Annotated in this window: 1 protein-coding gene; it reads left to right on the top strand. The window is 60.8% G+C overall.

The window, feature by feature from the left end; genetic code table 11:
• Positions 1-437: 437 nt before the first annotated feature.
• Positions 438-15,512, top strand: coding sequence for a carbohydrate-binding protein (locus ACI3K0_RS13160; protein ID WP_404945396.1), 15,075 nt, complete (start codon positions 438-440; stop codon positions 15,510-15,512).
• Positions 15,513-15,601: the final 89 nt, after the last annotated feature.

Raw genomic sequence — 15,601 nt, 5'->3', positions numbered from 1 at the left:
GGCGCGATTGCGGGACAACCATCCCATCTGTCTTATCCCGTTTGGATTATGGTTCTTCGAATTCAAGACGTGAACAGGATCCTGCTCTTGCCGTCGGCTTCGGTTCCGCGCTTGCGGCGTCTCAAAGGTCTCCAGATAGCCCCATCCTTGGCGAGCCTGCCGCTTCAGCTCAATAGATGCTCTCTTTTGCCCCACTGCGATTGCAAGTGGCGCTTTGCCGGTTTCATTCAGAAATTGGCGTTTCGGGTAGGGGGCTGCGCGTTTTGTTTAGTCGTTAATCATTCGTTTACCTCAATTGACCAAGCGCTTCGGCCTTTTGGGATGTTTGTGATCGCAATCGCCTCAAGCACACTGCGGGGTGGGGACAAGCCCGGACAATCACGGGCTGTCGGAGCACTTCGAGCGCGATATCAGCGCTCTTCCTTTTGGGGGCGATCATGGATAACGAAAGCAAATCCGGCAAAATCATCGTGACTTCCGTAGCTGAGCTGACATCCCCGCTGGGGGTAACTGTCGGCGAGGCAGCCGGGGCCAAAGGCTTTCTTCTCGACGTGTCAGTCGGTGGCCTACAGGAAATCCTGATCGCCTTTTCCAATGGCCGTAACGAACCTCTTCGATCGACATTGTCCGTCGGTGGCCAGGTGCCGGAAGTCATCGAGTTTGAGCCGACCGGCTCTTGGACGACCTTCTCCAACAGGGTCCTTCATATCGATCTTGCAGAGGGCATGCATGTCCTGACCTTCTCGTCGCTCAACAATGCCGGTGCGGAAATTGCCAGCGTCAGCAACCTGGGCCCTGCCAGTGGCGGCAAGTCCGGCCGTTCGCTCCTGACATCGGCAGCCCTTGCCGGGTTGAACATTGCCGCCGTCGGCGCGGTTGCGCTGGCGCTGAGCCCCAGTGTCCAGCACGCGACGGAGGAAAAGCCGAGGGTTGGTGCTGCCCCTGACGATACGCCGCCTGCGCCACGGGCCGAAGAGGTTGCAAGTCTTGCAGCGACACCTTTGTCTGCCACCGCCAATGCATCGAACGAAACCCAGGAAGAGGCGTCTGCAACACCGGATGGCAAGGCGAACCTGACGACCGGTACCGTACCGCAAGCTGCGCCGGCTGATTTGGCTTCCGCTGCAATACCGGAAACGAGCGGGCGCGATTTCCGCTTTATCGGCGCCGGTGATATCTCTTCTTCCGGCCGCGAGGGCGGTCCCGTTTCGTATGTTGCGCCGATCGAGATCGGAGGACAGGCGGTTAACCGCTCCGTAGCTGCGTTGGTCACGGTAGAGCCTTCGGTAGACAACCCGGCTCTGGTCGCAGACGAACCTTCGGAGAACGTGGTTGAGGAAGTGGTCGAGCCGTCGGTGGAGCCACCAGTCGAACCGGTGATTGAGCCGCCGGTCGTAACAGCCATGCCCTTACGCATTCAGGCTGAAGTCGCCACGCTCGGCAATTCCGGTGGCAACGTGACCACCAATCCGAATGTCGTTCATAAGGACACAGCGGGCGCGACCGATATTCCGAATGCGGACGCGGCCGATGGCGACGCCTATGTCGATTTCGCCGGCGTCGGGACCAATAACAATATCGGCAACGGCCAGTATATCCAATGGACATTCTCCGTTGGCCAGGCGGGTTTCTACGACATTGGTTTCGGTTATGCGTTTTCCTCGACCGTTACCACCCGTCCGATGCGTCTCGACGTGAATGGCCAGCTTTGGGATCGCGTCTTCGACTTCAATGGCACGACAAACAACGCCACCTATTCGGAGAGCGGGACCCGCGTTCTGCTGCAGGCCGGAGAAAACACGATCCGCCTGACGGCGAACGGCTTTTCGGGGCCGAATATCGACTATCTGGAAATCCGCAATGCCGATCCGAACATGATCGTGATCCAGGCGGAAAGCCTTGTGACCCAGGTCGGCAACAATTCCAACGGCGCGATAAATCGGCCGATCAATCTGTCAAACACGCCTGCGAGCGAAATCTTCCGATTTGGCGCCGAAGGCGAATCCTATCTCGACTGGGCGCAGAGTGCCGCTGCGCAGGTGTCGATGACATTCGACGTTCCCGTTTCCGGCACCTATTCGTTCATGGTCACCTATGCCAACGGCGGCACAACAAACCGGCCGTTGAAGCTTTATAGCGACGCGGTCGCAGGCGATCCGCTACACACGCTCAACTTCGCCTCCACACAGGCCAATGCGGTGAGGGCGCGCCCGACCGATCTTCCCACCAATGTCCAGACAGCCCCGGCCGGTGCCACCGGTATCGGTCAGGGCTGGGAAGGCTGGTCAGTCGAAACCGTCACGGTGCATCTTGAGGCCGGCTCCAACACACTGATCCTCAGCGGCGCCGGCGTCACGACCGGTCCCAATATCGACAAGTTCGTCATCAAGCTTTTGGAAGCCGATCCGACGCCGGTCGAAAATACCGCTCCGATTGCGCTCGACCTGACGGTTGAAGGCGTCGAGGACACGTCGATCACGATCGACGTTGCGGAACTGATTTCCGACGCCGAAGATGATACGCTCACCATCATCGCAACGGTGCCGGCAGAACAAGGCACCGTCTTGGTTCTTGGCACCGTCATCACCTTCACACCGGCTGCCGACTTTCATGGCTCGGCATCGATCAGCTACACGGTGACCGATCAGGACGGCCTGAGCGATACGTCCACCGTTACCGTCACGGTTGCTTCGGTGAATGATACACCGCTGCTGTTTGGCAGCGTCGCCCCGCAGAACGTGGTCGCAGGCAGTGCGCATGTCATCGAGCTTCCATTGACGACCGACGATGTGGATGGCGACGATGTCTCGCTCGTCATCGCCAATGCCGAAGAGCTGCCGGACGGCTTTTCGATCGTTGCGGGCAAGCTCGCGATTGCTGCAAGTGTCGATCCGGGCTCTTATTCGGTGGAGATTGTCGGTTCTGACGGTACGCTCAGTTCGACCCCGATCACGGTCAGCATCACCGTTGCTCCCGAGCCGGTCGACCCTGTCGATCCCACCAATGCGGCGCCGGAAATCTCCAGCGAACCGGGCTTCGTCATCAACGAGAACAGCCTTGCTGTCGGCCAGATCAGCGCCTCCGACGACGATGGAGACCTGCTGCAATATGCGCTCTCCGGTGCCGATGCGAACAGGTTCACCATCGATACCAATGGCAACCTGTCGCTGATCGCAGCGCCCGATTTCGAAAGCCCGAACGATGCGGATGGCGATGGTGTCTATTCCGCCACCGTGACCGTCGGCGACGGACAGACCACCGCCACACAGGCCATCACTGTCACGATCGCCGATATCAACGAAGCGCCGACCGGCATTTCGTTTACGGGCGCAAACACGTTCGTGGAAAACGTGGCGCAGGGCACTGTGCTGGGCACGGTCGGCGGATCCGACCCGGATGGCGACTTGCTGTCCTATGCGGTCAGCGACGCACGTTTCTTGATCAATGGCGGCCAGCTGATCGTCGCACCGGGCGCCAGCTTCGACTTTGTCGCAGAACCGTCTGTCCAGATCGTCGTCAGCGCCACCGATGGGGTGCTCACGACCACGCAAACCTTTACCTTCGGCGTGACCGACGCGCCGGATCAGCCGGTCGAACCGGCTGATCCGCAGTCACTCGTCTTCAACCACGCCGGCCTGACGCCCTACAGCGCGCAGGACAGCGGTCCCGGCGGCGTCATTGCCGATGGCGGCAATACGCTCACCCTTAACGGGAATTTCTGGAAACGCGCGTTGCTCGGAGAAAGCTACACGATCACCGACAACACCCAGCTGACCTTGAAGGTCACTATCGGGAGTTCGCTATCGGAAATCATCGCTATCGGTTTCGACAACGACGAGCTGCCTTTCGAGGCGAGCGACAAGTCGATCTACCAGATCGCCGGCAACCACAACCAGCCTTCCTTCATCGACCTGCGCAACGGCTCGGCCGGAACACCCGGCCAGATTATTACGGTCACCATCGATCTTTCGGCCCATGCGGGCAAGACGATCAGTTCGCTGGTGTTCATCGCCGACGATGACCAGGCCAGCAACGGCCTCGGCTCGGTCAGCTTCTCCAACGTGCAGCTTGCCGAGATCGAACCGGAAAATACCGTTCCCGGCATTGTCGGCGGTGGTTTTGCCGACATGAGCATCAACGAGCGCGGTTTGCTCGAAGTCGACCTTCCCTTCGTCGATGCGGATGGCGATACGCTGACCTATACGCTGGACGTGAAGACTGCGCTGGGTGTTCCCGCCCAGGGTTTTGCCGGCCTCGTCTTCGAGGACGGGGTTCTCTCAGGCCCGATCGCGGCACTGCCGGGAAGCTATACGGTTACCGTTGTCGCGACAGACGGCCGTGGTGGTTCGACCAGCAGCGATTTCGTCCTGACTGTTGCCGACATCAACGATGCACCGGTCGCCGACACGTCGATCCAGTTCGAGCCGATGGAAGCGATGACGGGAGACGAGGTATCAATCGACATCTCGTCCTTCAGCGATGCGTTTTCCGATGTCGACGGCGATCAGCTGACCTTCTCCGTCGAAGACCTTCCGCCCGGCCTCAGCCTCAATGCGCAGGGTGTCATTGTCGGTACACCGACGCAGCCGGGCGAGGGCTTCTTTACCGTTGTCGCGACCGATCCTTCCGGCCTGCGTGCGGAAATCCAGGTTCCGTTCCTGATCGGCGGTGAGGCCACAGGCGAGACAAGCTTCGTCGTCGAAGCGGAAGCGTTTACCGGTCTGGGCTCGGCGACCGGCTTCTATCTCTCGGCTGCACCCGCCGCTTCCGGCGGCCAGTTGATCCGCACCAATGCCAACCAGTCTGCCAATGTCACCACCGTTCTATCGCAGAACGGCGTGACCGAAGGCTGGTACACCGTCACCATCAGCGTCTTCGATGAGACAGACGGCAGCGCCACCTTCTCCCTGAAAATCGGCGAAACGGTTCTGGCGAGCAATCTGAGCTTCGACAATAACGGCACGTTCGACAATCCGTCGGCGACGCGTGGCAATGCCGCGCAGGCCGGTAACCTGAAGACCATCACCTTCACCAGTCCGGTCTTCATCAATAATACAACCATCGCGCAGCTTTCCGGCCAGTCGGATAGCGGCGAGCACCTGCGTATCGACAAGCTGACCTTCACCCCGACCACCGGGCCGGTGCAGCAGGCACCAGGCGCTGTGACACTGACGGGTGGCTCGATCAACGAAAATGTCGTCGCGGGCATCATCGGCACGCTTTCGGCCACCGATCCGGATGGCAACAGCGCCGCGATCGTCTACACGACGACGGATACGCGCTTCACCATCGAAGGCAACACGATCCGTCTCGCCGATGGCGTAAGCCTCGATCACGAGGCGCAGGAGACCGTAACCGTCTCCGTCAAGGCAACCGACACCCAGGGTCTTTCGACCACCACGAACCTGGCGATCAATGTCGGTGACGTCAACGAAGCCCCGAAGCTCGTGGTGGGAGCCGATATCGCCGATGTCGTGCTGGATGCCGGCGAGGGGACAACGATCAACCTTGCAACGGCACTCGGCGCTACCGATCCGGATGCGGGCGACAGCGTCAGCTATGTCGCAACCCTTGCCAACGGCTCTGCGCTGCCGACCGGTATCAGCGTTGCCGGTGGCGTGCTGACCGTCGCGACCAATGTGGCCGCCGGTACCTATGCCATTTCGGTTGCCGCCAGCGATGGTGAGCTTTCGAGTGCACCGGTGACCTTCTCAGTCACGGTAGGCGAACCGGTGATCCTGGTGCCGTTCTCGACCACGATCCAGGCGGAAGCCGGCTCGATCACGCTGCTGGACAATGGTTCGAACACGACGATCACGACCATCCGCGACCCAAGCAACCAGGAATCCCCCGGTACCGTGGGCCTCGTCAATGGCCTGCGTCCAGGCTTCTCCGGAACCGGCTATGTCGATTACGGCGACACGGCGGGCGATCGCCTGAACTACAGTGTCGATGTGCCGGCAGCCGGCACCTACACGTTCAGCATCCGTTATGCCAGCAATAGCGCCCGCCCGCTCAATCTCGTCGTCAATGGCGGCACGGCGCAATCTCTGCCCTTCGTCGCCACCGGCACCAATACGTCCGGCCCGGCGGAAGGCTTCAACAACTGGTCGTTCCAGACGGTTACGGTGGCGCTGCAGGCGGGGACCAATACGTTCTCGCTCGCCATCCCGCCGGGTGCCACGACCGGTCCTAACCTCGATTCCATCGAGATTACCGGCAATGTGCCCTCGACCGGCGATACATCGGCTGATGCGGACGAAATCCCGTTGTTCCTCTCCGGCCCGCAGGGACCCTTGAGCGGCGCCGGTGCCGACTCCATCAACTTCAACCTTGCCGGTATCGACGACGATATCGTCAAGGTGGAGATGAGCTTCGATGGTGGCGTGACGCGTGTTACGGTCAATCCTGATGCCGACGGCGATTATGCGGTCGACGGTTCGGCGCTTGCATCGGGCAATTACGCGGCGATCGCCTATGTCACCGATGCTGCGGGTAACGTAGCGCAGTCGCAGATGAATATCACGATCGCCGGTCCGGTTGTCGTCGCGCCGCTCACCATTCAGGCGGAAGACGAAACGAAGGTCACCGTCAACGATACCGGAACAGGCGACAGCGACACGTCTCTCACCCGCGAGGTCAATGCCACCCGTCTGGATGCAACGGGCAATTATCGTCCCGGCGCGAATGGCGGTGCCTATATCGATTTCGGCTCCAATCCGGGCGATGCGATCACTTTCAACGTAAACGCGACGGCAGCAGGCACCTACCTTGTCACATTCCGTTATGCCAACGGAGCCACGACGGATCGTCCGCTTGTCATGGCTGTCAATGGCGAGAGCGAAGGCTCCGTTTCCTTCGTTCCAGGGCCGGTCACCGGCACCGGCTCCGCCGCAACGGGCTGGAATTCCTGGATCGAGAAAAGCGTCGAGGTGACGCTGACGGCTGGGGCTAATACTATTCGCCTCGAAATTCCGGCCGGCGCGGTCGGTGGCCCCAATATCGACCAGGCAACTTTCGAATATCTGGATGGCGAAGGCCCGCAGAACCCGACCGAGCCGTTCTCTGTTACAATCGAAGGCGAGACATTCACGATCACGGATATCGAGGCGAACGCCTCGACGCCGGCCGACACCGTTTATCGCACGCCCACCAACAAGGAAGGTGGAGCGAATGCCGGCAATAGCGGGCCCGGACTGACCTATGACAGCAACGGCCTGCGTCCCGGCTATGAGGGCAGCGGTTATCTCGACATGGGCGGAGAGGTTGGCGACAAGGCCGGCTTCAACGTCACCGTCGATCAGGCGGGCACCTATCAGCTGACGATCCGCTATGCCAATGGTGGCACGACGGATCGCCCGATGGTGCTGTCGATCAACGGAGAGAACCAGACCATATCGATGAACTCGACCATCCCGACCGGCGGCACCGGTGACCAGGGTTGGGCGAACTGGGTGGAGGTTACCTACGACATCGAGCTTGACGCCGGCGTCAACGCCATTTCGATTGCCAACACGACAACCAACGGTCCGAATATCGACAATGTCACGATCAGCCGCGAGGGAGACGAGGGGCCAGGAGAAACCCGCGATCTCATCCGCTTCGAGCCGGTGGTGAAGATCAACTTTGAACCGGCACCAGGCCAGACGACGCAGGGCCTGCCGACAGGATATCAGACCCCGACGGGTTATCTTGCCGATACCGGTGCCGCATATGGCAACCGCGGAAACGGCTTCTCCTATGGCTGGGTGACCGAGGCAAGCGTTGCCGACGGAACCGCCAACGGCACGATCGCATCCGCCCAACCGGCAAATGCCCATTGGTACAAGGACACCGTTTCCGGCGCGTCCAGCCTGCAGAAGACCTACGCCCATTTCGAATATCCGGGTGCCGGAGCCGCCGGTGCACGCGCCTGGGAAATGGCACTCGAAAACGGCACCTATCAGGTGACGATGTCGGTCGGCGATACGGCAGGAGCCTTCGATTCCAACTACATCATCAACCTCGAAGGCGTGAATGTCTTGCCTGAGTGGACGCCGGCAAACCCGATCAACGGCAGCCAGAACGGCGGCGGTTTCCGCTCGACGCTGGTCACAGCTGTGGTGACGGTAACGGACGGCAGGCTGACGATGGACTCGATCGGCGGCGTCAACACCGAAATCCAGTATCTCGAAGTCGAGCGCATTCCCGACCTCACGCCGGGCGATGGCCGAAGCGCCGACAAGGATTTCTCCTACTTCGTCGCCCCTGTCGCTGCCTCGCTGGAAGACGGCCAGGTCTCGATCGCGATCGGTCCGGATGGCGAATTGCCGACCGGCATCGATCCAACCTCGACCTTCGTCGTCGGCATCAACCTGCAGGCGGAAGGCAATCGCGGGCCGAACATCACCCATACCGACAACATTACGCTGATCGAGACACTCACCGGCATCGAAGTGCCGGTTGCGATCCAGATCAGTGGTGGCGCCGATACGCTCAACATCCGCCCGCTTCAGGATCTGAAGGAGAATACCAGCTATACGCTGAAGGTTCAGGACGTGATGGACCTCGGATCGATCACCGATCCGAACGGCCCGCTCAGGCAGTTCCAGGACCTGACGACCACGTTCGTCACGGGCACGGCGCCGGAAGACGTGCCGCGCGAGGTCGCCTTCTCGACCGACGTCATTCTCAACGGCTTTGCCGATGGCTCCTTCGGTTATACGTCGATCGAGTTCGGCCCTGACGGCAAGCTTTATGTCGCCACCATCACCGGTGAAATCCATCGCTGGGACGTCAATCCTAACGGGACGATCGACAAGGCCTCGCAGGAAACGCTGTCGCTCAGCTATCTCGAAGCACCGGGAGGCGAACGCCGCGGCATTGTCGGCTTCGTCTTCGATCCTGAAGATCCCAATACGATCTGGATTTCCGACAACGCGCCGATCCCGCGTGAATCCAAGGCGTTCGACACGCCGGAATTCTCCGGCCGGGTCAGCAAGGTTACGCTCAGCGAGGTCTTCGAGAATTCGACGGCGGAAACTTATATCACCGGCCTGCCGCGCTCAGGTGGCGACCACCTGACCAACAGCCTGGAGTTCCGCCGTAACCCCGATTACACTGTGAGCAACGGCGAGCCGGAATATCTCCTCTATCTCAGCCAGGGATCCAACTCCGCGGCTGGCGCTGCCGACGGCGCGTGGGGGAACCGTCCAGAACGCCTGCTTAATGCGGCAATTCTCGAGATAGATCCGACGCGCGATGCGCCGGCCGGCGGGTTCAACGTACAGACCGAGCCCAGTGTCGCCGGAAACCCGAGCTATCAGTCGCCGGCTGCGAGCTTCAATGCGAACGGCACCCATTCGACATTCTACAATCCGTTCGCCCCGGATGCCGTGCTGAGCATCTATGCCACCGGCGTGCGTAATGCCTACGACCTTGTCTGGCATTCGAACGGTAATCTCTACGTGCCGACCAACGGCACCGCTTCGGGCGGCAAGACGCCGACCGATTCGACCCAACCGGGCCTCGATACGACGATCGCCAACTCACCGAAACAGTACGACTATTTCTTCACCATCGACGAGGGTGGTTATTACGGCCATCCCAACGTTCTGCGTGACGAGTATATCCTCAACGGAGGCAACCCGACGGGAGGCAAGGATCCGAACGAGGTCGTCGGCGGCAATGACGGCAACAGCAATACGGACGGATATCAGACCGGCGTCCAGCCCGATCCGGACTACGATCTCGATGGCGTCTACAATCTCGGCTACAACCAGTCGCCGAACGGCGCGATCGAATATACCGGCGGAGCCTTCGGTTCCAACCTCAAGGGCGCGGTCCTCTTCGCCCAGTTCTCAACCGGCGATAACGTCCGCTACATCCGTGTCGATGCCCAGGGCAATATCATCGACGACGACGTGCTGCGCCGTCCCGACGGTTCGGTCATCGACGATTATATCGATCCGCTCGACATCATCGAAAACCCCGTGACCGGCCAGCTCTACCTGATGACGCTGAACCGCAGCACGGGTGCGAGCCAGCTGATCCTGCTTACCCCGGCGCCCGGTGGCGTTACGCAGGATCTGACGGCCGACGAGGGCAACAATCTCGCCCTCGTCGCCGTCGACGTTACCGATTCTGAAGCCGCGATCTTCCGCATCGATGGTCTAGACGACGATATCACGGCGATCCGCATTTCCTTAGATGGCGGGCCGAAGCAGACGATTACCGTCAATGCGCAGAAGCAGTTCACCATCGATCTCGGAACAACATCGGGGCCGGTGACTGCCAGCCTCGAAGTCACGGACGACGCGCTCAACAGCAAGACCGTGAGCCTGAATTTCGTGCCGGGCGAAGAGCCTTCCGGTGAGGATTTCGTGCTTCTCACCACCATTCAGGCCGAAGACAGGACACCGAATGACGGCACCTCCGTCGTCGTGCCGAACGGGACCGCACCGCAGATCCAGATCCGCGATGCGTCCAATATCGAACCCGGCACTGTCGCCGGTACGGTGAACGGCCTGCGTCCGGGTGCTTACGGCACGGACGGGAATACCAACAGCAATGATGGAATTCCGGGCGGTTATGCCGACTTCGGGTCCACCAATGCCGATTTCATCAGCTTCAATTTCTCGGTTCCGTCGGATCAGGCCGGCAATGCCATCCTGCGCTTCCGTTATGCCAATGGCGGCACGACGGACCGGCCATTGCAGCTTGAAATCAACGGCACGATCATCAAGGTCCAGTCCTTTGCGCCGACGTCGGTGACCGATGGTTCCGACCCCTGGAACCACTGGCAGACGATCGAGATCCCGGTCGTTCTGACGGCGGGCGCCAATACGGTCACCCTCCGTTCCGTCTCTAACACCGGCCCGAATATCGACCAGCTGGAAGTGCTGGTGGCGAGCGAAGGAAATGCCGTTCCCAATGATGGCGAAATGGTCGTCGACGGCACGACCTATGTGAAATACGAGGCGGAAAAGGGTGATCTCGGCGGTGCGGCGATCATCACGGAAAACCGCAACCAGTCCGGCGGCGCCTTTGTCGACTATGTCGGCACAGCCGACCAGTCGGTCAGCTGGACGATCTCGACAGGCACCAGCGGCAGCTACGGCCTCGATATCCTCTATGCGCTTGGTGCGGGAAAGGCCGCGCGCCCGATGACTATTCTCGTGAATGGTGTCGCGGTCCAGACGCTACCTTTTGCCGCCAACTCGAATGCCGGGGAAACCGTCTGGGGGCCGCAGTCGGTCACACTTGACCTGTCTGCCGGCACAAACGTTATTACCCTGAAAGCGCCGGGCGGTGTCGGTCCGAACATCGACTACATCCGGGTCACCAAGGATGCGGTCGCCATCTTCGAACCGGATTACGCCGAGATCGACGGCTCCGGCCGCATAGAGCTTGAGGCGACCGATGGCTCGGCGCATACCGTCAACGGCAGCACCGTCGACTTCTACTTCACCGTCGATGCGGATGGCACCTACAAGCTGGATGTCGCGGCCAATGCCAACGCAGTCAATGGCCAGTCGCTGAAGTGGTTCCTCAATGGCGTCGAAGTGGATATCAGCGCCTTCCCGGGCGCAGGCACAGCAGGGGAGGAGTCCGTCTATCTGGCGCTCGAAGCCGGTGAGAACTACCAGCTGCGCATCGTCTCGAACGCACCGGGTGCCAACGGTCTCGACTATCTCGATATCCAGCCGGCGCCAGGCAATCCGAATGCCGATATCGCGGTGCAGAGCCTCGATGCCGCCTATTTCGACGACCGGCTGCATTTCTCCTATATCGAGGACCCGGATGCCGTGGAACCCGGCGCGCCGCGCGACTTCAAGGATACCGGTACGGTGCGGTTGAGCAATACCGGCACCGAGCCGCTGACCATCAGCGACTACCAGCTCACCGGCCCGTTCGTGTTGCAGAACCCGAATGCGCTCAACGGCGCCACGATCGCGCCCGGCTCCTTCCTTGATGTGACGGTTGTCTTCAATCGTGCGGCCTATACGCCGCCGACCACCAATGTCGATGCGACCTCGACCGTCTTTGAAGGCCAGTTGAAACTCATCACCAATGATCAGGACAGCCCTGTCGCAAACATAAAACTTGCCGGTTTCTGGCAGGCACGCGACGAGGGTGGCCAGGAACCCAATGTCAACGAGATCTGGAAGATCTTCGGTTTCGGCAACGTGATCGAGGGGTTGAGACTGCAGGGCGGCGGCGAGAACTCGGTTCTCTCTACCGACGACGTCTTTGCCAAGACCGATGAGACGGAAGTGCTGTCGCCGTACTGGAAGCTCGCCGATGGCGTGACAACCGCGAAGATCACCCAGATCGCAGCTTTCCACGGGCCTGGCGGCGCGACGATCGGCATCCACAATCCCGGCAACAAGGGGCAGGGCACGACCTTCTGGAACCACGAAGGCAACGACAACCAGCGGCTTCTGCCGAATGCCGGCAATGACAACACCTTTGCCACCCGCAACTTCACCAACAACGATATACCTGACGGCTGGGCGGGCAACGAAATCTTCGGGATAACCGTGGCCGGCCTTTCGACCGACCCGCGTCTCAACCCGACAGGTGGGGTCATCGTACCCGGCGCTCAGCAGGGGCATACCGTGAAAATGTTCCAGGCGCTCGACGCCAATGGCAACGTGATCCCGAATGTCTATCTCGGCATCATGGACTATACCGGCATCAACTACGATTATAACGACAACCTCTTCGTCATCGAGGGCGTCCAGCCGGTCGGTTTCGGTGCGGATATGGTCATTTCCAGTCTCGATGATGCCGCAGCAGACGACCGTCTGGTCTTCACCAATATCGACCAGCCGGTGAATGCCGCGCAGACTTTCCGCAACGAGGCGACGTTCACCATCACCAATGATGGCTTTACCGCGCTGACACTGACGAGCCTTGTCCTGTCGGATACTTCGGCCTTCGAATTTGTCGGCACGGTTCCGACGAGCGTTGCCGCCGGCGCCTCCGTTCAGGTCACCGTCCGCTTCAAGGGTACCCATGCCGGCAATACTGCCGGTGCGGATCTCTACAAAGCGACGCTGACGATCAACTCCAACGATTACGATGGTGCGCAGGTCATCCGGCTTGCCGGGCTGGCGCAGGAGTTTTCCGAAAACAATTCCGAGCCGACTGTCGCCCAGATTGTCGAGGCATTTGGTTACTCGACCGATATCGCGCAGGGCCAGCTTGCCAATGGCGGGAAGGTGGAAACGATCGGCGACGAAGTGCTGATGCCCTATCTGCAAAAGCTCGACCCGTCCAAGAGCGTCGAGGTCATCCAGATGGCGGCCTTCCTGCAGCAGGGCAATGTCGCTCGCCTCGGTTATCACCAGGTCGGATCGAGCGCCGTGACCAATCTCTTCGCCAATGACGACCAGCAGGGCCAGACGGTTCTCCCGGATCAACTGGTGACGGGAAACGGTGCCGGTGCATCCGTCGCCCGCGGCGTGATCAACCAGAACACGCCCTTCGGTCTGTTCATCTCGGTCGATGGCCGCCCGACCTACGCCTCGTGGACCGACCCGGAAGCCAACAAGATCGATCCGAATTTCGGCCAGCTCGTCGGCGAGGACCAGGGTCATCTGATCCGCTTCTTCGAGGCGCTCGATGCCGACGGCAACGTCATTCCCGGCACCTATATCGCCATCCAGGATTATCCGGGCGCTGGAAATTACGACTACAACGACCACATGTTCATCATCAAGAACGTCAAGCCGCATGCCCTGACGGCTGCCAATGACGCCAATGGTGACGGCATCAACGATGCGCTGCGGCTTGATGCGGACAATGACGGCACGGTCAACTTCTTTGACACGACCACGCCGCCGCCGACCGGACCGCAGACACCTTATGGCGGCACGGCTCCGAGCTTCACCAATGGCGTGCTGACAGTCGACGCGACGAACTTCGACAATGGCGGCCAGGGTATTTCCTGGAACGACAATACAGGCCTCGACAACCCGACAAGCAACCCGACCTTCCGGCCGGGCCGTGATGTCGAATTGGTCGGCTCGGGCCTCGATATCGGCCATGTGAAGCCGGGCGAGTGGGTGGAGTACACGATAAATGTGCCGACGGCCGGAACCTACACCTTCTCGGCCAATGCCAAGACACCGGTGACCGGGGCCACCATTTCCGTCTCGCTGAACGGCCAGACGCAGCTTGGAACAGTCACGCTGGCAGACGGTCATGCAGGCGGATCGAACTTCGGCAATGCGGCTTTCGCCGACAGTGCGCCGATCTCGATCAACCTCGGCGCGGGCGTGCAGACGCTCAGGCTTACCTTTAATGGTCCGCTTGCATCGAACGGCTATGTGTTGGATCTGGCTTCGTTCAAGCTGACGGCACCGGTCAACCAGCAGACGCCATATCCGGGAGCCGCCCCGACCTTCACCAACGGGGTGCTGACCGTCGACGCCACAAACTTCGACAATGGCGGCCAGGGGATTTCCTGGAATGACAATGCTGGCCTCGACAATCCGACGAGCAACCCGACCTTCCGGCCGGGGCGCGGTGTCGAGCTGGTCGGTGCGGGTCTCGACATTGGCCATGTTAAGCCGGGCGAGTGGGTGGAGTACACGATCAATGTGCCGACAGCCGGGACCTACACCTTCTCGGCCAACGCCAAGACGCCGGTTGCCGGCGCCACGATCGGCGTCTCCCTCAATGGCCAGGCCCAGCTCGGCACGGTCACCCTTGCCGATGGCCACGCGGGCGGTTCGAATTTCGACAGCGCCGCCTTTGCCCAGAGTGCGCCGATATCGATCAATCTCGCTGCAGGTGTGCAGACGCTGCGGTTGACTTTCAACGGTCCGCTCGCTTCCAACGGCTACGTGCTGGATCTGGCATCCTTCACGCTGACGGCGCCGGCCAGCCAGCAGCCCTTCGGTGGTGTGGCTCCGGCACTCGGCGATGCGGGTCTCGTCTTCGACGGCGTCGAGTATGACAATGGCGGTCAAGGCGTCGCTTACAATGATGCCGCTGGCCTTCAGGGTGGCACCAATGGTGGCCGCGCAGGTTCGTCGGTCGAGATAACCAGCAGCGGCGACGTGGGCTGGATCGCCAACGGCGAATGGCTGGAATACACGATCAACGTGACAGAGGCCGGTACTTACGACTTCAACCTGTCCATGTCGCTTGGCGAAACCGGCGGCCCGAACCGCAGCGTGACGGCCACCTTTACCAACGGCTCGGCAGTCGACACGGTGACGGTCGCGACGCCCAGAACCGGAACTTGGTCGAACTTCCAGGACACCGAAACCGTCAGCGTCGCGCTCGATGCGGGTACCACGGTCGTGCGCCTGACCTTCAACGGCGGCTCGCAGGACTTCTCGTCCTTCTCGCTGGAACCGGCAGGTGCATCCGCGATGACATTGATGAGCCTCGGTCTGGATGGCGAGACCTCCGCCATCGACGACACGCCGCCCGCCCCGGAGATCACGGATCTCGGCACGACGCCGCTCGAAGAGCAGGAGCAGAACCACCTGCAGGGCTACGACATCGTCATCTGACGGGATCGGGCGACGGCGCCTGTCAAAGGGCGCCGCCGCCAATCAAGGGGGAATGGCCGGGATGAAAACCGGCCGGATACTGGGGCGAG

Source organism: Rhizobium sp. ZW T2_16, from assembly GCF_044987325.1.
Lineage (GTDB): Bacteria > Pseudomonadota > Alphaproteobacteria > Rhizobiales > Rhizobiaceae > Neorhizobium > Neorhizobium cellulosilyticum.
This window is presented reverse-complemented; position numbering and strand designations above follow the sequence as displayed.

Coding starts and splice junctions, on each gene's coding strand:
- ACI3K0_RS13160 (WP_404945396.1), top strand. CDS start 438: ATGGATAACGAAAGCAAATCCGGCAAAATCATCGTGACTTCCGTAGCT.